Below are 22,575 nucleotides of genomic sequence, written 5' to 3'. Positions count from 1 at the left end.
GAGCTCGGCCGGCAGCGGCGGCATTGCCCAGGGCACGGCGACTGCAGCTGTACCCGCGATTTTGGCCAGGTTATGGCTATGTCAACTGTGCGGGCCTTTCCGAGGCGGTCACCGAGGGTTTTCGCGCGGCTGTCGGGGATAAATGCTCGTCGCGGATGGCGGGGCTGCCCGGGCGGGCCAGCTCGTGGTGGCATGCGACCTCGACCGGACCCGAGCGGGAACGCGACAGGGTGTGTGGCGTTCGTCGCCGGATCGGACGGCTGGTATGTCCGCACCTTCAGCCGGGTGGTCCCCCAACAGGTCATTCATGCATGAAGCGCATGGATAGACGTAAACGATGCAATAGACATCCAATTGCTGCTTCTGGTTGAGTATCGAGCATCACGTGTCTGGGCATGTGCTCGTCGTCGCTTATGGCGAATCCAAATCCGTGCCCCAAAACCCTTCAGTTAGGAAAAATGTGCCTACTAAACGTCTGATCATGGGCAAGGACGCCGAAGGCGTCAGCCGCGTTCTCTTCCATGACGAAGCGCCTCGTGTGGTTCAGTGGCAGGCCGGCGTGGACAACATCGCGGTCCTGTGGGAGGAGGACCTCTCGTCGCCGCTAAACTTCTCCGGGGACGACCCCACGCTCGACTTCAAGAACCTGTTCCCGCCCTTTGGTGCGGTGAACTTCCAACTGCTCCGTTTTCCCAAGCACGCAGGCGACCACTTGGGACCGGAAACGTATGCAGAGGCACTCGACCGTGCGGGGGTGGTGATGAACAGCCTCACCGAGGACGGCGGCTGGCATTCCACTGCCACGATCGACTTCGGAGTCGTACTTGAGGGAGCGGTAGACGTGAAAATGCGCAACGGAGATACGGTAACGCTCCACGCCGGGGACACCTTCGTTCAGCGAGGTGGAGAACATGCCTGGGCCCCGCATCCGGATCAGGACGTGAAGATCGCAGTCGTTGAGGTCGGCCGCCAGGTCTGACACCGGCTAGGAGGGCTGGATGCAGCACCAACTGCGAGCACAACTGACTCCGTAAAAGCTCTGCGTGATCCCCGCGAACCAAACCCCACCCACACCGAAAGGTAGGCCCGGGCAGCATGACCCGAAAAAGAATCCTCAAAGAAATGGTCACCGAGCAGGATCTGGTGATCGGCATGTTCCAGCAGATCGTTTATCCGGAGATCACCGAGTACCTCGCACGGTGCGGTGTCGACTACTTGATAATCGATCTGGAGCACACAGGCAAGTCAATCGAGTCCGCAGCGGCCTGCATCATGACCGGCGCGGCGATGAATGTGCCGATGCTGGTGCGCGTCCGCGAGAAGGAGCAGAGCCTCATCGAGCAGGCCCTGGACGCCGGTGCACAGGGAGTTGTCGTCCCGACCGTGGAGACCGTCGAAGATTGCGAAATGATGGTCCGGGCAGCCCGGTTCGCCCCCGAAGGGGAACGCGGTTGGTGCAACGTCCCGCCGGTGAAACGCTGGATGAATGAGTGGGAGGGGGACGATTTCGGAGACGACTTCGCCCCGGAGACGTACTGCCGGCAGGCGAACGACCAGGTGTTCGTCGCCGCTCTCGTCGAGACCCCGCTCGGCATAAAAAACCTGCCCGAGATGCTCAAGGTGGACGGCATCGACGCCTTCCTGCTTGGCTCGGGAGACCTGTCCATTCGCATGGGACGGAGCCTGTGGGACCCGGAGGTCGCAGAGATCGTCGCCGGCGCTATCGAGGCGATCCAGGCGGCAGGGAAGATCAGCTGTCCAATTGGGCTGGCGTCCAATGTCGAGAAGCTCTATAAGAACGGATCGCGCATGATGATGCTAGGTATCGGTGAACGCCAGGGGATGCAGAGCGCCTTGCGCGGGGAGATCAGCGAGATGCGGTCCATCGCCTCAGCCGCCCAATGACTGCCTCCTGGTTGGCCCTCGGCCCCGGCCTCCCTCTGACCGCCCGGCCGATGCCTAGATCACCGGCCTGCCTGCGGACGGTGGCTGGGCTGCCAAGGCGGCACGCTCCCATCAGGATGCCGACCAGTTAGAGCCCATCTGGAATGAGACGATTGGCACGGCCCAGGCGGCAGATATTCACCACGTGCACCGTTGAGCTACGGCTTCGAGAACGGCGCATTCGATATCGTCGAGGGTGATCTCGGACTGCTTCGGTCCGCCGCTGACAATGCACCGCCAGCTATGCGTGAAATGACATCAGGGAGCATGGCAGCGCCTGCCGCTGCCCAGTAACTCGATCCCGCTGCAACTGACCCTCGCGAGCCCTCCCGCACTGCTGCTCGTTGAGCACGATCTTTCGGATCAGCACACGCCACGCCCCTTCCCTCGACGACACACGCACGCACGGAGATACTCGATGCGATGCGAGGCGCAACTGAGACAGGTCTAGCCATTACTTCCCCTGGCTGAGTCAGCCCCAGGGCCGACACTAATAACCGGAGTTCCGTACGCCGATAGACACGGCATGATCCTTCCACCGGTGCCCGGCAGGTATGTATTTCCAAACGCCCATTCGGGCTGGCAAGGCCCCTTTCAGTCCTTGATGTGGAATGGCTAGCGGCACAGCGTCGCCGACGCTACAGGATGAAGCGGCAGGCGAGTAGCAACCCGCCGCTCGACTCATAACTGTCCAATGCTGCTTCGTGGCGACCTATGAAAGGCGTCCACACGCAAATCCGGGCATATTGCCTCACGGGGCATATAGCGTCACGTGGCTGTTTCGCCGGCCATCCGCCCTTGCCAGAAGGCTCAGCACTTCGGGCGGCAGGCCGGCGAGGTGAGCCGGGTTGACGCGATGTTGACAGCGATTCGATGTCTTGTCGAAGGTACGCCGACGAACTTTCAAAATCGAGCCGCGAATCAGATTTTCCGGAATACACCTCCCGAGTGGCGTTTCCTTCTGATGAGGCCCTGTCGACCAAGACGGGAAGGCCTGCCGCTCGGATTCCAACACCTCAAGAGAAATGATTGCATTGGATGCATGGATCGCTTCGAACTATGCATTAGACATCTCGTCTCGGGGCTGGTCAAATATTTGATGTGGCCCGGACCACAGCCCACAGTGAACGGATCAGGCAAAGATGATTCAAGCGGGTCCGTTTGGTGCAGGGAAGGGATTGAAACGCGAAGGTAGTGCCGCCGCATGGCACCCCCCGCTTCGCCTCAGACGGCAGGTGAAGCGGGGGGGGTTGACGGAGCGGAGCAACGCAACCAGTCGCCTGGGGGCCCTACGAGAGCGTCCCCGCGAGTAAGTGCAAGTGGAAAGTTGCGAGGATGGTTTAGTCCCCTCAATAACCAAGGAGACAATACGAAATGGATGCCGCAGCTTGGAGGGGCCTCGTTGAGGAGGACCCGATCGAAGCCGATCTTGAGATCATCGACGCGCACCACCACTTGTGGGAAAAGCCGCCTGTTCCGGTGTTCGAGACCTACGGCGAGGACGCGGTGCTGGCCGACCAGACGGCCGGTCACAACGTATTCGCGAGCGTCTACGTCGAAGCCCAGTCCTTCTACCGGCAGTCCGGGCCCGAACACCTCCGCCCCGTCGGCGAAACCGAGTACATTGATGCCGTGGCGGCTCGCGCCCTACATTCTGGGACTTCAAGCGCCCACCCCTGTGCGGGCATCGTTGCCCACGCCAACCTCCTCCTCGGTCGGCGCGTCGAGGAGGTGCTGTCGGCGCACCGCGCGGCATCCCCGGATCGATTCGTAGGAGTGCGGCACCGGGTGCCCTTCGACCGCCATATACCGTTGCACAGCGGGCCACGGGAGGGGATCCTCAAGGAGGCGGACTTCCGCGAAGGATTTGCCCAGCTCGCACCGGCCGGGCTGACCTTCGACGCCATGGTCTTCCAGACTCAACTCCAGGACGTGACCGACCTGGCTAAGGAGTTTGATGACACGACGATCGTCCTCAATCATGTCGGGGCACCGCTCGGCGCCGGCCCATACGCGGGCCGCAGGGACGAAATGTTCCAGCAGTGGTTGCGCGAAATGCAAGCTCTCTCCGTGCACGAGAACGTCCACGTCAAGCTGGGCGGCCTCTTCATGGACCTCACGGGCCTCGACACCCGCGACAGTCCTCTTCCGCCAGACTCAGACGCGGTCGCAGCGATACAACGTGAGTACATCCTGGCCACGGTAGATTTGTTCGGCCCAGAGCGATGCATGTTCGAGAGCAATTTCCCGCTTGACATGCACAGTGTCTCGTACGTCGTGCTCTGGAATGCTTTCAAGAAGATGGTGCGCGACTTCTCGAACGAGGAGAAGGCAGCGATGTTCTCGGGGACCGCCCGCCGTGCCTACGGCCTGCCATTGTCCACTGAGAAGCCAGGGTTCGTGGAGCCGAGTGTACATCCAGAGACCGGCTTTGCTGCTGAGTCAACGTTCCACCGCTGACCCGCTAACCTACAGACCCGATTAATAGTGGACCTAGCGCCACACATATATGAAATGAGAAAAATGCAACTACAGGATAAGCGGATCGTCGTCGTCGGCGGCGCCAATGGGACCGGTGCGGCCATTGTCCGTGCTTATGTCGCGGAAGGGGCCCACGTAGCCGCCTTGGATATCCGCGATTCAGACGGCGAGGCGGTTGTCAGCAAGGCCAATCAGAGTGGCCCTGGGAAGGCCTTTTACTTTCACTGTGACGCGTCGGTGCGCACCGAGGTGAAGGAAGCGTTCGCATCGGCAGCGAGTGCGCTCGGCGGAGTCGACGCACTAGTAGTCACCGCTGGTGTGATGGGTAAGCAGATTGCCCCGGAGTCAATCGATGACAATGAGTTCGACCGGCTCATGACCATCAACATGCGGTCGATATTCCTGACGAATCAGGAGATCTTCCCGTATCTCGTCGAGAACGGGGGCGGCCGCATCATCAATTTCGGTTCCGGTGCTGGCCTTCGCGAATACCCGGCCGCGGCGCACTACTCGGCGTCGAAAGGAGCTGTCATCTCCTGGACCCGTTCGCTCGCATTTGCGTGGGGCAAGCACAACATCACGGCGAACGTGGTCAACCCTGCGATCGCAGGAACACTCATGTTCCGCGAATCGTCCGAGACGCAGGCAAAAGCCGGTCAAGAGCATGTGGCGAGTAAACTGGAGAGCATGTCCCCGCTCGGTACCCGGCGATTCCCGCCCACCGACGAGGAACTGCAGGTGGGGTTCGGTAACCCGGACACGGACCTCGCGCCCGTCCTGGTCTTCCTTGTCGGGGACGGAGCCCGCTTCATCACGGCGCAGATCATCCCTGTCGATGGAGGCCTGACTCCAGGACGCTAATTCCAGAAGCTGCGCTGTGCTTGCGGACGTGGGGTCGACGGTGAGAGGCCCCGTCATCACTGGGCTTCTCACCAGAGCACCGGCACCGCCACCAGACAGAAGCAGAAGGCAGGGACGGGGTCTTTGAAAAATGGGACGTCCTATAAATCAGAGATTCCGGCCAACCTGCCACACCCAGACCTCCCTGAGACCTGGCGGCCCCTAAACCGGCGCCGCTGGAGAAGGACGCCTCCGCCGAGGACAGCACCGCCCTGCCGGCTGCCGGTGCTCCCTGAGGCTCCGTTCCGCCGGCTACTGCCGGCAACCGTGCCGGATCCGGCCCCCCCGACAAGGTCCGGATCCGGCAACGGCCGAAGCCCTGCTTCGACAAAACCGCTCGGCTCCCCGCAGACCTCCCTTCGTCGCGCAAGCCGGTCCCTCACCGCGACACTTGGAGACCACTCTCTGGCCGGAAAAAGTGCCTTATAAATACCGGGTTCTCAGATTCGCGTATATCCCGCCCGCAAAAAAGCCCGGTGAGGGCGGCCTAAACGTTACAGGGCACAACCAGGCCATCATCGCCTTCGCCCGCCGCCGCTCGGACGTCCTCTAGGCAATGCTCCGCGACAGCACCCTCTATCAAGCTCCAAAGCCCGCACCCATCGCTACCGCCGCTTGACGAAAACCACAGAGGCATCCCCCCCTTTGACCAGGGCGGGGTTTGGCTCTTCGACTTGGACATCAGATGCCAGCTAGCAGTCTCTACCTCCGGCTTCGGCCGGCGGTTGTGGGTCTGTTCCGTGGCTCTTGTCTGCCCATTCCTCGGCGAGGATGGCGTAGACGTACTCGTCGGTCCATTCACCCTTCCACCAGGCTGACTTGTGGTGGTAAGCCTCGCGGCGCATGCCGATGCGTTCGAGCAGTGCGACCGAGCGGTCGTTGCGGGTGTCGCAGTCGGCGCAGATGTGGTGTAGGCCGTGCTGGGTGAACAGCAGTGAGATGACTGTGCGCAGTGCTTCGGTGGCGTACCCGTGGCCTTGCGCGTCAGCGGCGAGGGTGAACCCGACGGTGGCCTGGCGGGCCTCGTCGCCATCGACGCGGACCGCGATGTCGCCGATGAGCCGCCCGCCGGTCTCGATGCCGATCTGGAGCCATACGCCGGGTTGGGCGAATCGCACGTTGCGCATCTCGACGATCAGCGCACGGGCGCTGTCGAGGGGGTACGGCGTCCTCCATGACTGGTAGCGGGCCTGCACCGGGTCGCTTCGGTAGGCCGCCAGTGCGGCGGCGTCGTCGTTGGTCATTCGGCGCAGCACCAGATGCTCGGTGGCGGCCAGGATCTCCGCGGTCATCGTGCTCAGCTCCTTGGGATATCGAGATGCACGGCGTCAGGCGTCGCGTCGGTGCAGCGTGACGGCGGCCGCCGCGAGAGGGACGGCAGCTGACCTGCCGGTAGGGGCCTTGCAAGGCCCCTACCGGCAGGTCAGTGGTAGTTGGTGTGCCACCGCCAAGAGGCTTACGCCGCGGCACCGAGGCAGATGGACCCGAACAGGACGGGCACTGCTCTTGGGTTCACGCTTGCTGCTGGGCGCGAACGGCTTCACGGTCCGGGCTGGTCGCCATAGTCGCCGACAGTGCGGTGCGGGGCCAGGTCCAGGCGGAGCGAAGGATGAAGGCCAGGATCAGCACCTCGATTCCGATGGAGAGGGCGTAGAAGGAGGCCCATTCCCAGTTCGTCGAGGCCGCGTTGAACACCATGACGGGGATGTAGAGCGATGCCACGACGAGGTTCGTGGCGCGGTTCACACGGGCGGGCAGCGTCATGGAGAGCAGGATCATCAGGGCCGGGATCCCTATGACCACGACGAAAATGGTCAACAATGGCCCGCTGATGTCGAACACAAAGATTTCGCCACCCCGGATCTGGTCGATGGCGCCGGGCTTGTAGAGGTGGAAGTAGTCGATGTAGATGACGAAGAACATCAAGCTGGTCCAGGCGGCGGCGAGCTTGGCCTGCACCGGGATCCGCAGGGTCTCCAGCGTGGTGGTGCGTTGACGTGTTCTCATCATGGGCTCCGTTGTTGTGATGAGGATCGGTAGGTCCTCGGGGTTCGTCCAACGTGCAACTTACGGCTGTAAGGGACAATCGCCAGTGTAGCCTTACGGGCGTAAGTGCGCAAGGATGGGAACATGACGCGACGCACACCACTGAGCAGGGAGAGAATCATCGACGCCGCCGCCGCAGTCGCCGACCGCGGGGGTGTCGCCGCCGTGAGCATGCGCAGTGTCGCGAAGGTGCTCGGCGTCGAGGCGATGTCGCTCTACCATCACGTCCCAAGCAAGGAGGCGCTGCTCGACGACCTCGCCGACTGGGTATTCGAGAGGATCGAACTGCCCCAGGTCGGCGCTACCTGGCGGGAGGCGCTGACCAGCCGGGCACGATCGGCACGGTCGGTGCTCACCGCTCATCCGTGGGCGCTAGGGATGATGGAATCTCGGCCCAACCCCGGCCCAGCGCTGCTGCAACACCACGACCGTCTCCTCGGCGTGCTGAGGACCGAGGGCTTCAGCGCCGCGCTCGCAACACACGCGTTTTCCGCGATCGACGCCTACGTGCACGGGTTCGCGCTGACCGAGACGAGCCTGCCGTTCAAACCGGGGGACGGCGCCGAGAAAGCGTTCGCCGTCAAGGTCGCGGCGCCGGCGGAGCTGTATCCGCACATTGCGCGCTCGCGCGCCGAGCTGCTGGGCGATGGCGTTTACGCGTTCGCGGACGAGTTCGACTACGGGTTGGAGCTGCTGCTGGAGGGCCTGGAGCGTCGGGTCGCCGACGAGATCCCCGCACTACGCGAGCGTTAGCGCATCCGCCTGCGGCGGCCGGCTCCTGCTCCTCATCCGACTCGCGTCTCGAAACCCCTGTGTCTCGCATGAGATGCAAGACGGGGCCGGCCCTGTCTGCGACACCGAGCGATCACAGAACGCCGCCACGAAGCGCCAAACTCCACGGGCGCGGAGCGCCGCGCGGAAGGACGCGGGAGTACGCTATCCGCCAACAGGCGGGCGGACGTCTTCACCGAACGGCGAATGATTGCGCGCGCCGGTGGGCGCGACTAGCGTCGGGGCATGAGAGCGATCCTCTATGACCGCTACGGGTCGCCCGATGTGCTGCGGCTCGAGGATATCGCCACGCCGACGCCGGGGAGAGGCCAGGTGCTCGTGCGGGTGATCGCGACCTCGGTCAATCTGAGCGATTGGGAGGGGCTGCACGGGTCGCCCGCCTACGCCCGATTCGGCGGCCTATTCAGACCCGCCCGCCGCACGCTCGGTTCGGACATCGCGGGAGTGGTCCAAGCGGTGGGCACAGGGGTCACGCGGTTCCGGCCCGGTGACGACGTCTACGGCGACAATCTCGCCCTGAAAGGCGGCTTCGCGGAGTACGCGGTGGCGCCGGAGCACGCTCTCGCAGCGAAGCCGTCGCAATTGTCGTTCGCTCAGGCCGCTACCGTGCCGCAATCGGGGGCGATCGCGGTGCAAGCGGTTGCGCGTGCGAAGCCCGGTGGGCGGATGCTGATCAACGGCGCCGGCGGAGGAACTGGGGCGTTCGCGCTCCAGCTCGCCGCTGCCGCCGGCATCCATGTCACAGGGGTGGACAACGCCGGCAAGCTCGACTTCATGCGCGACCTGGGTGCTGCCGAGGTGATCGACTACCGAACCAACGACTTCACCCAGACCGGTCCGTACGACCTCATCATCGACCTCGTCGCCCGGCGGTCGGTGTTCGCGTATCGCCGCGCGCTCGCCCCCGGTGGCACCTACCTGATCGTCGGCGGGACGACGCGCGCCCTCCTGCGAGTGGTGACGATTGGCACGCTGATCGGTGCCATGACGGGTCGGCGTTTGGGGGTTCTTGCCGTCAAGCCGGGTCCGGCGCATTTCTCGCTCCTCACCGAGCGATGCATTGCAGGAGATGTTCGCATCCACATCGACCGCGTGTTCCCACTCGCGCAGGTGCCCGAAGCGCTCGCCTACGTCGGCGAGGGCCAGGCGCTGGGCAAGGTGGTGGTCGAGGTGCGGGCAGGCGCCGATTGAAGGCCACTACGAGAGGGTAAGGCCTGGCACCTCGAGGAGCAGGAAGGCCGCGGCGACGAACACAGGCCCGTGTAGACGAATGGCCGGAGCATAGAAGCGGGCCCCGGCATCTTGAACTGGACGCTTCGCTAATTCGAACGTTTGTTCTATTTTTAAGGGATGGATCGGGACGCGCTGGCAAAGCTGGCAGCCCGTTACGCCAGGCGGGCCGAGCCGGTGTCTTTGACCCCGGAGGAACTGGATCTCGGGCACTGCAAGGTGACCCGTGTTGTGCCGGGGGTGCCGGTGTGGGCGTGGATCCGGTTCCCGGGTTCAGCCGAGCTGGTCGCCGGTGAGGCATTCGGCTGGACGTCCCGGGCGGTGCAGGTCTCCTGGACGGACGCAGGGGTCCGGCGGATGACCTGGGTGTGGGCATCCGCGGTGCGGCGGCGGAACGATCAGGTGCGGAAAACGCCTTTGGGCGACAGGACGGCGAAGGCCAATGACGGCGGTGCAGGAAGCGACAGGCCGTAGAACGCTCAATGAGCCGGTTGAACCAACCCATGAACCCGGACGTCTATCTTTTCCGAAGGCACCCTTACTGCCCACGGGGAAGGTCAGCGCATGAATCCCGACGCCGGTCCCTCGCGACGCTCGGTCCTGGCCGCCTCCGCAACGGCCTGCTCGGCGTGTGCACTGGCTGCCTGTGCTCCCACGGGGAACGACGGCGGCGAGGCCGGCGGAAAACCCGCCCCGGCTACCACCGGCGGCGCAGCCGTCCAGATCCTGAAGCTCACCGACGTGCCGGTTGGCGGCAGCGCCAATGGCGAAGCGGCCGGGCAGGAAATCCTCATCCACCGCGCCAACGAGACTACCGTCCTGGCCTACACGCAGTCTGCACTCACCAGGGCTGCACCGTGGCGCCGGCGGGCGAGGAGTTCCGTTGCCCGTGCCACGGCTCTGTCTTCAGCGCCGCAGACGGCTCGGTGCTCGACGGGCCGGCGTTGAAACCGCTGCAGCGCTTTGCGGCGGCCATTGATGGCGAATGGATCACCGTAGTGGCTTGATCGCTTACCCGCTGGCCCTGCGCGATCGGCAGTCGGTTTGGAAATTTACCAGCACCTTCCGGGAGAATAACGGACATGAGTTCGTCCCTGCCTTCGCGCCGCGCCATCCTGACCGCCACGACCGCCGTCGGTTCGGTGGGCGCGCTCACCGCTTGTTCCCCGCTCCAGGACTACACAGGGGCACAAGGTGCCTCCGCTTCCCCGATTGCCAGCGACGGCACGCCGGTTCGGGTCGGCAAGCTCCGCGACGTGCCGGTTGGCGGCAGCGCCAGCGGCGAGGCAGGCGGGGAGAAGATCCTCATCCACCGCCCCGACGAAACTACCGTCCTGGCCTACAGCGCCGTTTGTACGCACCAAGGTTGCGGCGTGACCCCGACGAAGGCCGAATTCGTGTGCCCTTGCCATAACTCGACCTTCGCGCTCGCCGACGGCACAGTTACCGGCGGTCCGGCGCCCGCTCCGCTGCCGCGTTTCGCGGCGGCTATCGACGGCGAATGGATCACCGTCACCGTTTGAAATGGACTAATCCTGCCATCCCGCTCAAGTTGCCCGGAAAAAAGCTTTTCGGTGGTTGGAACTCGCGGTACGTATACCCTCACAAATCCCGCGCTTTGGACGATAGTTAACAATGTCAGTATCGTCCTATAGGTTTAGCGAAACAGTCCGAATCGAGCAGGGGGAAGCATTGCAGTTCGCAGAAAGGCTGGCCGCACTGGCCGCAAAAATTCAGCAGCAGCGCGAGATCATCGAGACGGAAGAAGCCACTAAGAACGCATTCGTCATGCCGTTCATATCGACGATCCTCGGATATGACGTTTTCAACCCCTTGGAAGTGGTCCCCGAGTTTACCGCCGATGTCGGCATCAAGAAGGGCGAGAAAATCGACTACGCCATCGTTCGTGATGGCGAAGTCCAAATGCTGATCGAGTGTAAGAAGTCGCTCGGCGACCTTCGCGTGGAACATGCCTCGCAGCTTTACCGCTACTTTGCTGTCACTAATGCCCGGATCGCGATTCTGACGAATGGTGAGGTCTACCAGTTCTACACGGACCTTGATGCTCCGAACCGCATGGACGCCAAGCCATTCCTCATTCTTGACATGAATGACATCGACGAAACCCTAATCCCGGAACTCGTGAAGCTCTCCAAGGATGTCTTCGATCTGGATTCGATCATCAGTGCAGCTGAAGAGCTCAAGTACATCGGGCAAATCAAACGCACTATCTCCGGTCTTTTTCAGTCCCCTGAGGATGACTGGGTGAAGTTTTTAACCGCCAAGGTCTACGACGGTGCGTTCACGCAGAAGGTCCGCGAGCAGTTTACTGGGCTGGTGGCCAAAGCAACCCGGCAATTCCTCAATGACCAAGTCAACGAAAGATTGAAGGCTGCCCTGGGCGAGTCACCTGTGATTCAAGCTGCCCAGGCGTCCTTGGCCGATTCGGTCACCAGCGAAGAGATTGTCGAGCAAGATCTGAACCGGGATGACGGCATCGAAACAACTCTTGAGGAAGTAGAGGGCTTCCAGATAGTACGGGCAATTGTGTGCAGCGAGGTCAAACCGACACGCGTTACCCACCGTGACGCAAAGTCCTACTTCGCCGTACTCCTGGACGACAACAACAGGAAGCCGATTGCCAGACTCCATTTCAACAGGTCGCAAAAATACCTGGGTGTCTTCGACGACGGAAAGCAGGAGACCCGCCATCCCATCGAGTCGCTGGCCGAGATCTACGACTACGCAGACACCCTTCGTCGGACGGTGAAGAACTACGAGTAAAGCGTAGGGCTCTCCGAGACCGGCGGGGCGGGAAGCCCCGGAGCAGGCGTCCTAGTCGGCCGGAGCCGCCCGGGCCCCGTATCCTGCGTCCAGGAAGTCAATTAGCGTCCGGTCGAGCCCGGCGGTTGCCGTCGCCCGATCCGGCGCGAGGAAGGACTCGGCTCCGCGCCAGTCGCTCTTGACCACACGGCCGCCGGCCGCCCAGTGCACGCCGACCAGTTCGGCCCCGGCGTCCAGTGCATAGTCCTTCCGGCCGGGGAGGCCGGCGACTGTTTCCCTCATGCGGGCACTCTGCACCACTTCATAGCGGTCGCACACGGTCCGGCGGCCGTCCGTCAGCAGGACGTCCTCGGTGCCGGCCAGCGAGACCCGCGTCCATGCCCCGCTGTCGGGTTCGGCGGGCGCGGCGTCGTCCAGCCGGAAAAACTCCACGGCCTGGGTGCCGGAACCGACCATGTCCGCCAACAGGAGGTACTCCCCGTAGCTGGGCAGGCTCGTTTCGGGCAGCCCGAAATCCTCGCGGCGGGCCAAAGCCTCGATACGGCCCGGCCATTGCCGGTAAGAAGAGGTGTCCCACCGCCGTGTCCCGGGCTCGAACCGGACGACCGATTCCGCGCGGTACCCGTCCGGTCCGCTCCCGAAGGCGATCCGCGTGGTGAGGACGTGATCCGCCCACCGGCGGTAGAGGCAGCCTTGCTTGGCGCCCTCAAAGTAAAACCATTCCCAGCGTTCCATCGGCTCCTCCCGCGGCCCCCTCGAAGAAATCAGAACAGGGCCACTTTCGGCACCGCGGGGAAGATGCCTTCCAGCTCGGCCAGGTCCTCGCCGGTCGGCTGCCAGCCCGCGGCCTGGGCGTTCTGCCGGATCTGTTCCGGCTTCGTGGCACCGGCGATGACCGATGCGACCGCTGGCCGCGTTGCAAGCCAGGAAAACGCCACCTCGATTTCCTTCAGGCCGCGGTCGGCGGCGAAGCGGGAGAAGGCGCCCAACTGCTCCCAGTCGGCGTCCTTGAGCATGTTGGTGCGCGAGTGAGTCAGCCGGCTGCCTTCCGGCGCCTTGCCGTCCTTGTACTTGCCGGTGAGCAGGCCGTTGGCCAACGGGAAGTACGGCAGCAGGCCCAGCCCGTAGGCCTCGGCGGCAGGGGTGACTTCCAGCTCCGCCCGGCGGTCCAGCAGGTTGTAGTGGTTCTGGCTGGAAATGAACGGCGTGTAGCCGCCCATCCGCGCCGTGAATTCCGCCTCGGCGATCTGCCAGCCGGCCCGGTTGGAGTGGCCGATGTAGCGGACCTTGCCGGCGCGGACCAGGTCGTCCAGGGCGGACAGGGTCTCGTCGACCGGAGTCAGCGGGTCGGGCGTGTGGAACTGGTAAAGGTCAATCCAGTCGGTGCCCAGCCGCCGCAACGACGCTTCGGCGGCCTTGACGATGTAGCGCCGCGAGCCGCGGGCACCGAAGTCATCGCCGTTCGCGCCGCGCATGTCCATGCCGAACTTCGTGGCAACCACGACGTCATCGCGCCGCGTTCCGAGTGCCTTGCCCAGGAACTCCTCGCTCAGCCCCGGAGTCTTTCCGTAGGTGTCGGCCACGTCGAAAAGGGTCACCCCGGCGTCCAGCGCGGCGTTGACCACCGCGTCCGTGCCTTCCTGCGTTTCCGTCGGGGTATTGGACCGGCCCAGGTTGTTGCAGCCGAGCCCCACCGTCGAGACGGTGAGGCCGGATTTGCCGAGACGCCGGTATTCCATCGCTACATCCTTGTCACGTGGGAGATTTGCCGTTCGCCTCGCATCCTATCCCGGCTCCAGCCCCCGCACCGAAGGCGGGAGTGAGTTCCCACACGTCACGTAGCGGCCGCGGCGTTGCCGCTTCTGTCTTTGAGTGCCGCTGCACATATGATCGAAACCATGGCCAAAGTTCTGACTTCCCTTCCCGTCGGCGAACGCGTCGGCATCGCCTTCTCCGGTGGACTTGACACGTCCGTTGCCGTTGCGTGGATGCGCGACGGCGGAGCCGTGCCCTGCACGTACACGGCCGACCTCGGCCAGTACGACGAGCCGGACATCGACGCGGTGCCCGGCCGCGCCACCGAGTACGGCGCCGACATCTCCCGCCTGGTCGACTGCAAGCCCGCACTCGTGGAGGAAGGCCTGGCCGCGCTGGCCTGCGGCGCCTTCCATATCCGCAGCGGCGGCCGTTCCTACTTCAACACCACCCCGCTGGGCCGCGCCGTGACCGGCACCTTGCTGGTGCGCGCCATGCGGGAAGACGGCGTGGACATCTGGGGCGACGGTTCCACCTACAAGGGCAACGACATCGAGCGTTTCTACCGCTACGGGCTGCTGGCCCACCCGCGGCTGCGCATCTACAAGCCGTGGCTCGATCCGCGCTTCGTTTCTGAGCTCGGCGGCCGCCAGGAGATGTCCGAATGGCTGACCGCGCACAACTTCCCCTACCGCGACTCCGCCGAGAAGGCGTACAGCACCGACGCCAACATTTGGGGCGCCACCCATGAGGCCAAGACGCTGGAGCACCTGGGCACCAGCCTGGAGGCCGTCGAGCCGATCATGGGCGTGGCCTTCTGGCGCGACGACGTGGACATTCCCACGGAGGACGTGTCGGTGCGTTTCGAGGCGGGCCGCCCGGTGGCGATCAACGGCACCGAATTTGCCGACGCCGTAGCCCTGGTCCAGGAAGCCAATGCCATCGGCGGACGCCACGGTCTGGGCATGTCCGACCAGATCGAGAACCGCATCATCGAGGCGAAGTCGCGCGGCATCTATGAGGCCCCGGGCATGGCCCTGCTGCACATCGCCTACGAGCGGCTGCTCAACGCCATCCACAACGAAGACACCGTGGCCAGCTACCACGCCGAGGGCCGCCGCTTGGGCCGCCTGATGTACGAGGGCCGCTGGCTGGACCCGCAGGCGCTTATGCTGCGCGAATCACTGCAGAAGTGGGTTGGCTCCGCGGTGACCGGCGAGGTCACGCTGCGACTGCGCCGCGGCGAGGACTACACCATCCTGGACACCTCCGGGCCTGCGCTGAGCTATCACCCGGACAAGTTGTCCATGGAGCGTGTGGGCGACGCTGCCTTCGGGCCGCTGGACCGCATCGGGCAGCTGACCATGCGCAACCTGGACATCGCCGACTCCCGCGCCCGCCTGGAGCAGTACGCCGCGCAGGGCCTGGTGGGCGGTCCGACCGCCGAGCTCGTGGGCGCGCTGGAAGCCGGCGGCGCGAGCGAAATCGCGGACACCGCCGAGCTCGACCCGGCCGACCGCGCAGCCGATGAGGCGCTGGATCGCGCAGCGTTCGACGCCGGCACCGACTGATTCACCGGTCCCGCCTGAGCGGGCCGCGGCGCGGGCACGGTGCCCCTCTTCACGGGGCGCCGTGCCTTCGTCGTTCCGCAGCCCGTGCCGTGTTCGCGGCGGGACCGCAGGGCCTGTGAAAGAGTGGTTTTGTGCCCTTTACCCGTGCTGAACTGCTCGCTTACCGGGACGCGTTGGTCCCCGATCTCCTGGGCCCGGGTTTGCGCCTGCTGTTCGTGGGCATCAATCCCGGTCTCTGGTCCGCTGCCACCGGCTCGCACTTCGCCCGGCCCGGCAACAGGTTCTATCCGGCATTGGCCGCCGCCGGCATTACCGGCCATCTGATCCGCGCCGGAGACGGCATGGCAGCGGCCGATCGCAACCACCTGATCTCCCGCGGTGTCGGCATTACCAACATCGTCCCGCGGGCTACCGCCAGGGCGGACGAGCTGGGTACCGAGGAACTGCGGGCCGGAGCCCGGCTCCTGGCCGAACGGGTCGAAGCCCTGGGTGCCCGGGTGGTGGCAGTCGCCGGGGTGACCGCCTACCGGGTGGGCTTTGACCGGCCGAAGGCGCAACTGGGCCGTCAGCCGGAGACGCTCGGCGGGGCCGAACTCTGGGTGGTGCCGAATCCCAGCGGCCTCAACGCCCACCACAGCGTGGCCACGCTGGCGTCCGCCTACCGGGAGGCGGCGCGCGCCGCGGGCCTGGAGCTGCCGGAGGGCAGCTAGCGCCGCCCCCGCGGCCGGCCGGCCCTAGAGGCTGAACGCCGTCTTGGCCGGCAGCGGATGCTTTTGTTTCACCGCGGCAAGGTCCCCGTGGGGCGCGACGCCGATGCTCAGCTTAGTGAAGTCCAGTTTGGCTTCGCGGAGGCAGACCTTCAGGCCCGCCACCGCCTTGGCCGCATCCGGCGCCAGGACATAGATGTTGAGCTTGTGCGGGACGAACTCGGTCTTCTCCACGGTTCCGAGCCCGCGCCAGGCAAAGTACTCGGTGATGGTGCGTTTGGCCTTGTCCTCCAGGTAGCGGTCGCGGTCGCTGCCGGCCGCCGTCTTCAACGCATACTGGGCAATCACCCAGTGCTGCTCCCCCGGCGCGAGCTCCGCGTAGCCGTCCTCGGCGCATTGCGCGGCGAACGCGTCCATCAGCGACTCTGCGGCCTCGGGGTCGACGTCCCGGCTGTCCTGGGTGGTGCTCTCGTGGCCCACCGTACCGTGGTTGACCACGAACTGGCCGTAGTCTTCGTCGAACCACGCCTCGCGGAACACCAACCCGCCGTCGTCATTCTTCTTGTACACGCGAAGGAAACTCATGTCCGTCCTTTGTTCAACCATGTCAGGGCCGTGCCGTCGAACGGGGCGGCCTCTGCCGCCACTTGCTCATGGAGCGCCAGGCAGCTGGCTTGGATCCGTGCGGCCAGCGCCGGCGGATAGTCCATGCTGACCCGGTGTTCGGCGAATTCGTCCTCGTCGTCGATGTACACGCCGCCGCTGGCGGTGCGGACCACATCCAGGTCCATGTCCGTGAGCTGGACTTCCCAGCCGGCCGGAAGCAGCGGGTCTACCCGGATGCCGGTGGCCAGGTCGATGTAGATCCGGAAGTCGCCGGGGTAGCTGTCGTCGTAGAACGTCGCCACGTAGTCGCCTTCGCGGGGCAGTAACTGCACGGCGTCGGACGCGGCGAAGAAGGCGATGCCGGGCCGGGCGACCAGGGAGCCGGCCGGCTGGAAGATCCAGTCGCCGAAGCCGTCCGCGCCCAGGTAGGTGCCGGGCACCAACCAGTGGGCACCGCCGTCGTACTTCCAGTTACGGAACACCACCATGTCGCCGGGCTGGGCCTCGGCGGGCATGCGGCCGGTCACTGGATCTTGGGAATCTGGCCGGTCGGCAGTTCCTGTCCGGGCAGCGGGCGCGCGAACGGGACCTTGGTGCCCAGCACCTGCGCGACCGTGTCTTGGGCCACCTGCTGCGCCGTGAGGCCCACGCGCTCCATGACCTCGGCGCGGGTTCCGTGGACCAGGAACTCGACGGGCAGGCCGACCTCGTTCAGCGCGGTGTCCACGCCGGCGGCACGCATCTCCTGGCGGATCCGGGATCCGACCCCGCCGGCGCGGACGCCGTCTTCGATCACGACGACGATCCGGTGCCGGGCCGCAAGGCCGATGATTGAGCGGGGCACCGGCAGCACCCAGCGCGGGTCGGCGACGGTGGAGCTGATCCCTTGCGCGCCGAGGCGGTTCGAGACGTCCAGCGCCAGTTCGCTCATAGCGCCCACGCTGACGATCAGCACGTCGTTTTCGGTGGAGCCGGACGGCCGGCGCGCCAGGACGTCAACGCCGTCTTTGAGCCGCTCGAGGGCCTCAACCTCGGGCCCCACCGAACCCTTGGAGAAACGGACCACGGTGGGGGCGTCGTTGACGGACACCGCCTCGCGCAGCTCTTCCTTCAACCGGGTGGCGTCGCGCGGGGCGGCCAGGTGCAGCCCCGGCACGATCTGCAGCAGCGACATGTCCCACATGCCGTGGTGACTGGGGCCGTCCGGGCCGGTGACCCCGGCACGGTCCAGCACCACGGTGACGCCTGCCTTGTGCAGGGCGACGTCCATCAACAGCTGGTCGAAGGCCCGGTTCAGGAAGGTTGCGTAGAGGGCCACCACCGGGTGGAGTCCGCCGTAGGCCATGCCGGCGGCGCTGGCCAGCGCGTGCTGCTCGGCAATGCCGACGTCGAAGACACGGTCCGGGTGCTTGCTGGCGAATTTCTGCAGGCCCACCGGGATCAGCATGGCTCCGGTGATGCCGACGATGTCCTGGCGTTCGTCGGCGATCTCGGCGATCTCGTCGGCGAAGACCGAGGTCCAGGACTGCCGGCCGCCGGACTCGACGGGTTCGCCGGTCTCGGGGTCGATGACGCCCACGGCGTGGAACTGGTCCGCCTCGTGGGCGCGGGCGGGGGCGTAGCCGCGGCCCTTTTCGGTCATCGTGTGGACAATCACCGGGCCCCGGTAGTTCTTGGCCTGCGTCAGCGCGGCCTCCACGGCCTCCAGGTCGTGCCCGTCGATCGGCCCGATGTACTTCATGCCGAGGTCCTCGAACAGGCCCTGCGGCGCCCACCAGTCCTTGATGCCCTTCTTGGTGGCGTGCAGGCTCCGGTAGGCGAACTGGCCCAGCGGTCCGCCCGACTGCAGTTTCTTTTTCCACCAGTCCAGGGTGCCTTCGTAGGCCTGGTGGGTGCGGACCTTGTCGATGGTGGTCCGGCGCAGCGCGGCCAGCTGGTCGGCCAGTCCGCCGATCGTCGGGGCGTAGGAGCGCCCGTTGTCGTTGACCACGATCACGACGCGCCGCCCGCGGTCCGCGGCGATGTTGTTCACGGCTTCCCAGGCCATGCCGCCGGTGAGGGCGCCGTCGCCCACGACCGCGACGACGTAGCGGTCGCCTTCGCCGGTCAGCCGCCGGGCACGGGAGATACCGTCTGCCCAGGACAACGACGACGACGCGTGCGAGCTTTCGACGATGTCGTGCACCGATTCGCCGCGGTCCGGGTAGCCGGCCAGCCCGCCCTGCTGCCGCAGCGTCCCGAAGTCCTGCCGGCCGGTGACCAGTTTGTGCACGTAGGACTGGTGGCCGGTGTCAAAGACGATGCTGTCCTGCGGGGAATCGAACACGCGGTGGATGCCGAGGGTCAGCTCGACGACTCCAAGGTTCGGGCCGAGGTGTCCGCCGGTCTGTGCGACGTTCGTGATCAGGAACTGGCGGATTTCCCGGGCCAGGTCCTGCAACTGGACCATGTCGATCCGGCGCAGGTCGCGCGGCTCGCGGATGGTCTCGAGCAATCCCACAGAGCAGGTCCTTTCCTTCACAAAGCGTCGGTTAATCCTACCGCCATCCATCCGCCACTCTGCGTCCCGCCGGTGCGAGGGTGCACACAACGTGGTCAACGCGTGATCAGGGACTGAGCCGGAAAGCGGGCTGGTGCGGTGGCCAGACGCCGCAGGGCGGACGTCCATCGGACGCCCGCCCTGCGTTGGGCCGCTGTGCGGTGTGTGCCGGACCGGGAGGCTAGTTCGCCGAGATCTGGCGCAGCACGTACTGCAGGATGCCGCCGTTGCGGTAGTAGTCGGCTTCACCCGGGGTGTCGATCCGCACCACCGCGTCGAAGCTCTTGGTGCCGCCGTCCTCGCCGGTGGCGGTGACCTTCAGCGTCTTCGGCGTGGTGCCCTCGTTCAGCGCGGTCACGCCCTCGATGGAGAAGGTCTCCGTACCGGACAGCCCCAGCGACGCAGCGGACTCGCCGGCCGGGAACTGCAGCGGCAGGACGCCCATGCCGATCAGGTTCGAACGGTGGATGCGCTCGAAGCTCTCGGCGATGACGGCCTTGACGCCCAGCAGGGCGGTGCCCTTGGCGGCCCAGTCGCGGGACGAACCGGAACCGTACTCCTTGCCGGCCAGCACCACCAGCGGGGTGCCGGCGGCCTGGTAGTTCATGGCGGCGTCGTAGATGTAGGCCTGCGGGCCGCCGGTCTGGGTGAAGTCGCGGGTGAAGCCGCCCTCCACGTTGTCCAGCAGCTGGTTCCGCAGCCGGATGTTGGCGAAGGTGCCGCGGATCATCACTTCGTGGTTGCCGCGGCGGGAACCGTAGGAGTTGAAGTCCTTGCGCTCCACGCCGTTTTCCAGCAGGTAACGGCCTGCGGGGCTGTCCGACTTGAACGAACCGGCCGGGGAGATGTGGTCGGTGGTGACCGAGTCGCCCAGCTTGGCCAGCACGCGCGCGCCGCTGATGTCCTGCACCGGCTCCGGCTTGGCGCTCATGCCTTCGAAGTACGGTGGCTTCCGCACGTACGTGGAGTTCGGATCCCAGGCGAAGGTATCGCCTGCCGGGGTCTCCAGCGCCTTCCAGCGGTCGTCGCCCTCGAAGACGCCCTCGTAGCCCTTGGCGAACATCTCCTTGTTGATCGAGGAGTCGATCACCTGCTGGACCTCGACCGGGTTCGGCCAGATGTCCTTCAGGAACACGTCGTTGCCGTCCGGGTCCTGGCCCAGCGGCTGCTTCTCGAAGTCGAAGTCCATGGTGCCGGCCAGGGCGTAGGCGACGACCAGCGGCGGGGACGCCAGGTAGTTCATCTTGACGTCCGGGTTGATGCGGCCTTCGAAGTTGCGGTTACCCGACAGCACCGAGGTGATCGACAGGTCGTTGTCCTGGACGGCCTGCGAGATCTCCGGCTCCAGCGGTCCGGAGTTACCGATGCAGGTGGCGCAGCCATAGCCGACCACGAAGAAGCCAAGCTTCTCCAGGTACGGGATCAGGCCGGACTCTTCGTAGTAATCGGTGACGACCTTGGAGCCCGGGGCGATGGAGGTCTTGACCCACGGCTTGGACGCCAGGCCCTTCTCCACCGCGTTGCGGGCCAGCACGGCCGCCGCCAGCATGACCGACGGGTTGGAGGTGTTGGTGCAGGAGGTGATCGACGCGATGGAAACCGCACCGTGGTCCAGTTCGAACTCGCGCCCATCTTCCATGGTGACGTGGACGCGCTTGGAGGCGCGGCCGTCGCTGGGCAGGGCGACGTGGCGTCCCTGGCTGGCCGATCCGCCGGAGGGACGGTCATTGGCCTGCGCAGCGCCGGCCTGCGCACCGGCGGCCTGCGCGGCGGCAGCGTGGCGGACCGTGGAGGTCATGGCCGGGACGTCCGACGCCGGGAAGGACTCTTCGAGTGCCTCGTCCAGGGCGTCCTCGTTGCCGGTCCCGACGTAGCTCTGCAGGTCCTTGCGGAACTGGTTCTTGGCGGAGGTCAGGGCGATGCGGTCCTGCGGCCGCTTCGGACCGGCAATGGACGGAACCACGGTGGAGAGGTCCAGCTCAAGGTATTCGGAGAACTTCAGTTCGTGCGACGGATCGTGCCAGAGGCCCTGTTCCTTGGTGTACGCCTCGACGAGGGCGATGTTCTCCTCGGAGCGGCCGGTCAGGCGCAGGTAGTCGAGCGTCACGTCGTCGATCGGGAACATGGCGGCGGTCGAGCCGAACTCCGGGCTCATGTTGCCGATGGTGGCGCGGTTCGCCAGCGGCACCGCGGCCACACCTTCGCCGTAGAACTCCACGAACTTACCCACCACGCCGTGCTTGCGCAGCATTTCGGTGATGGTCAGCACGACGTCGGTGGCGGTGGCGCCGGCGGGGATGGAGCCGGTGAGCTTGAAGCCGACAACGCGCGGGATCAGCATCGAGACGGGCTGGCCGAGCATGGCGGCCTCGGCCTCGATGCCGCCGACGCCCCAGCCGAGCACGCCCAGGCCGTTGACCATGGTGGTGTGCGAGTCGGTGCCGACCAGGGTGTCCGGGTAGGCGCGCAGCTTGCCGTCAACCTCGCGGGTCATTACGGTGCGGGCCAGGTATTCGATGTTGACCTGGTGCACGATGCCGGTTCCCGGCGGGACGACCTTGAAGTCTTCGAATGCGGTCTGGCCCCAGCGCAGGAACTGGTAGCGCTCACCGTTGCGCTGGTACTCGATCTCCATGTTGCGCTCGAGCGCGCCGGCGTTGCCGAAGACGTCGATTTGGACCGAGTGGTCGATCACCAGTTCGGCCGGGGCCAACGGGTTCACGCGCTTCGGGTCGCCGCCGAGCTCCTTGACGGCCTCGCGCATGGTGGCCAGGTCGACGACACACGGAACACCGGTGAAGTCCTGCATGATCACGCGGGCGGGGGTGAACTGGATTTCGGTGTCCGGCTGCGCGTCGGGGTTCCAACCGGCCAGGGCGCGGACGTGGTCCGCCGTGATGTTCGCACCATCTTCGGTGCGGAGCAGGTTCTCCAGCAGGACCTTGAGGCTGAACGGAAGGCTCTCGGCACCTTCAACGGCACTCAGCCGGAAAATTTCATACTCGGCCCCGGCGACGTTCAAGACGCCTTTGGAACCGAAGCTGTCCACATTACTCATGACAGGACTCCTCTCGCCACACTTTATCTTTGTCCGGGCGGCAACCACCCGCTAGTTAGGCATCCCTAAGTGTGAAGGGACAGCTGTGGGCTCGGCCTCTGGCCTCTTTGCACGCCGAAGCCCGCAGAATTTACAAACCAGAGACTCTATGCTTCGTCCGGG

20 protein-coding genes are annotated in these 22,575 nt (G+C 65.3%); 12 read left to right on the top strand and 8 right to left on the bottom strand.

From position 1 onward, the window contains the following. Window positions 1-460 precede the first annotated feature (460 nt). From AC5RV3_RS00710 to AC5RV3_RS00695, 4 genes are all read left to right on the top strand, one after another. Complete coding sequence (locus AC5RV3_RS00710) at window positions 461-979, top strand: cupin domain-containing protein (protein ID WP_494120543.1); 519 nt, start codon at window positions 461-463, stop codon at window positions 977-979. 143 nt (window positions 980-1,122) lie between these two features. Then, window positions 1,123-1,905, top strand: a complete 783-nt coding sequence (locus AC5RV3_RS00705) for an HpcH/HpaI aldolase family protein (protein ID WP_494109067.1) — start codon at window positions 1,123-1,125, stop codon at window positions 1,903-1,905. A 1,413-nt stretch (window positions 1,906-3,318) separates the two neighbouring features. Then, a complete protein-coding gene (locus tag AC5RV3_RS00700) occupies window positions 3,319-4,404 on the top strand; it encodes an amidohydrolase family protein (protein ID WP_494120542.1) in 1,086 nt (361 codons plus the stop codon). Between the two features lie 54 nt (window positions 4,405-4,458). Then, complete coding sequence (locus AC5RV3_RS00695) at window positions 4,459-5,286, top strand: SDR family NAD(P)-dependent oxidoreductase (RefSeq protein WP_494013042.1); 828 nt, start codon at window positions 4,459-4,461, stop codon at window positions 5,284-5,286. A gap of 731 nt (window positions 5,287-6,017) precedes the next feature. Here the strand turns inward: AC5RV3_RS00695 and AC5RV3_RS00690 are convergent. Next, window positions 6,018-6,617: a GNAT family N-acetyltransferase gene (locus tag AC5RV3_RS00690; protein ID WP_494120541.1), complete on the bottom strand. Its 600-nt coding sequence runs from the start codon at window positions 6,615-6,617 to the stop codon at window positions 6,018-6,020. A gap of 220 nt (window positions 6,618-6,837) precedes the next feature. Further along, entirely contained in the window at window positions 6,838-7,332 is a 495-nt protein-coding gene (locus AC5RV3_RS00685) for a DUF6326 family protein (RefSeq protein ID WP_494120540.1), read from the bottom strand. Between the two features lie 123 nt (window positions 7,333-7,455). On the opposite strand from AC5RV3_RS00685, the gene AC5RV3_RS00680 reads away from it, so the two are divergent. The 6 genes from AC5RV3_RS00680 to AC5RV3_RS00655 all read left to right on the top strand — a co-directional run bounded on the left by AC5RV3_RS00680 (window position 7,456) and on the right by AC5RV3_RS00655 (window position 12,177). Further along, the gene (locus AC5RV3_RS00680; protein WP_494120539.1) at window positions 7,456-8,124 is read left to right on the top strand and encodes a TetR/AcrR family transcriptional regulator C-terminal domain-containing protein; all 669 of its coding nucleotides are present in this window, start codon (window positions 7,456-7,458) and stop codon (window positions 8,122-8,124) included. Between the two features lie 264 nt (window positions 8,125-8,388). Further along, window positions 8,389-9,354: an NAD(P)-dependent alcohol dehydrogenase gene (locus AC5RV3_RS00675; protein ID WP_494120538.1), complete on the top strand. Its 966-nt coding sequence runs from the start codon at window positions 8,389-8,391 to the stop codon at window positions 9,352-9,354. Window positions 9,355-9,513: 159 nt separating this feature from the next. Then, complete coding sequence (locus AC5RV3_RS00670; protein WP_494120537.1) at window positions 9,514-9,867, top strand: hypothetical protein; 354 nt, start codon at window positions 9,514-9,516, stop codon at window positions 9,865-9,867. Window positions 9,868-9,875: 8 nt separating this feature from the next. After that, window positions 9,876-10,400 (top strand): Rieske (2Fe-2S) protein, encoded by a 525-nt coding sequence (locus AC5RV3_RS00665; RefSeq protein ID WP_494120536.1) that lies wholly within the window; start codon window positions 9,876-9,878, stop codon window positions 10,398-10,400. 75 nt (window positions 10,401-10,475) lie between these two features. Beyond that, the gene (locus tag AC5RV3_RS00660; protein ID WP_494120535.1) at window positions 10,476-10,916 is read left to right on the top strand and encodes a Rieske (2Fe-2S) protein; all 441 of its coding nucleotides are present in this window, start codon (window positions 10,476-10,478) and stop codon (window positions 10,914-10,916) included. Window positions 10,917-11,085: 169 nt separating this feature from the next. Further along, window positions 11,086-12,177 (top strand): type I restriction endonuclease, encoded by a 1,092-nt coding sequence (locus AC5RV3_RS00655; protein ID WP_494120534.1) that lies wholly within the window; start codon window positions 11,086-11,088, stop codon window positions 12,175-12,177. Window positions 12,178-12,228: 51 nt separating this feature from the next. Here AC5RV3_RS00655 and AC5RV3_RS00650 read toward each other — a convergent pair whose 3' ends face one another. Next, window positions 12,229-12,912 carry a hypothetical protein gene (locus tag AC5RV3_RS00650; protein WP_494120533.1) on the bottom strand — a complete coding sequence of 228 codons (684 nt, stop codon included), beginning with the start codon at window positions 12,910-12,912 and terminating at the stop codon, window positions 12,229-12,231. A gap of 29 nt (window positions 12,913-12,941) precedes the next feature. After that, window positions 12,942-13,916, bottom strand: a complete 975-nt coding sequence (locus AC5RV3_RS00645) for an aldo/keto reductase (protein WP_494120532.1) — start codon at window positions 13,914-13,916, stop codon at window positions 12,942-12,944. 159 nt (window positions 13,917-14,075) lie between these two features. Here AC5RV3_RS00645 and argG point away from each other — a divergent pair, with 159 nt between their 5' ends. Both argG and AC5RV3_RS00635 read left to right on the top strand, forming a co-directional pair. Next, on the top strand, window positions 14,076-15,503 hold the full coding sequence (gene argG / locus AC5RV3_RS00640) for an argininosuccinate synthase (RefSeq protein ID WP_494108732.1): 1,428 nt from the start codon (window positions 14,076-14,078) through the stop codon (window positions 15,501-15,503). Window positions 15,504-15,634: 131 nt separating this feature from the next. After that, window positions 15,635-16,213: a mismatch-specific DNA-glycosylase gene (locus AC5RV3_RS00635; protein ID WP_494120531.1), complete on the top strand. Its 579-nt coding sequence runs from the start codon at window positions 15,635-15,637 to the stop codon at window positions 16,211-16,213. Between the two features lie 24 nt (window positions 16,214-16,237). Here AC5RV3_RS00635 and AC5RV3_RS00630 read toward each other — a convergent pair whose 3' ends face one another. The 4 genes from AC5RV3_RS00630 to AC5RV3_RS00615 all read right to left on the bottom strand — a co-directional run bounded on the left by AC5RV3_RS00630 (window position 16,238) and on the right by AC5RV3_RS00615 (window position 22,413). Continuing rightward, the gene (locus tag AC5RV3_RS00630) at window positions 16,238-16,795 is read right to left on the bottom strand and encodes a hypothetical protein (RefSeq protein WP_494120530.1); all 558 of its coding nucleotides are present in this window, start codon (window positions 16,793-16,795) and stop codon (window positions 16,238-16,240) included. Further along, window positions 16,792-17,331: a DUF402 domain-containing protein gene (locus AC5RV3_RS00625; protein ID WP_494120529.1), complete on the bottom strand. Its 540-nt coding sequence runs from the start codon at window positions 17,329-17,331 to the stop codon at window positions 16,792-16,794. Before AC5RV3_RS00625 ends, AC5RV3_RS00630 begins: the two co-directional genes overlap by 4 nt. Before the next feature lie 8 nt (window positions 17,332-17,339). Next, on the bottom strand, window positions 17,340-19,316 hold the full coding sequence (gene dxs / locus AC5RV3_RS00620) for a 1-deoxy-D-xylulose-5-phosphate synthase (RefSeq protein WP_494120528.1): 1,977 nt from the start codon (window positions 19,314-19,316) through the stop codon (window positions 17,340-17,342). A 220-nt stretch (window positions 19,317-19,536) separates the two neighbouring features. Next, the gene (locus AC5RV3_RS00615; protein WP_494120527.1) at window positions 19,537-22,413 is read right to left on the bottom strand and encodes an aconitate hydratase; all 2,877 of its coding nucleotides are present in this window, start codon (window positions 22,411-22,413) and stop codon (window positions 19,537-19,539) included. Between the last annotated feature and the right edge of the window lie 162 nt (window positions 22,414-22,575).

It is taken from the genome of Arthrobacter sp. Y3221114 (genome assembly GCF_059092625.1).
This window is presented reverse-complemented; position numbering and strand designations above follow the sequence as displayed.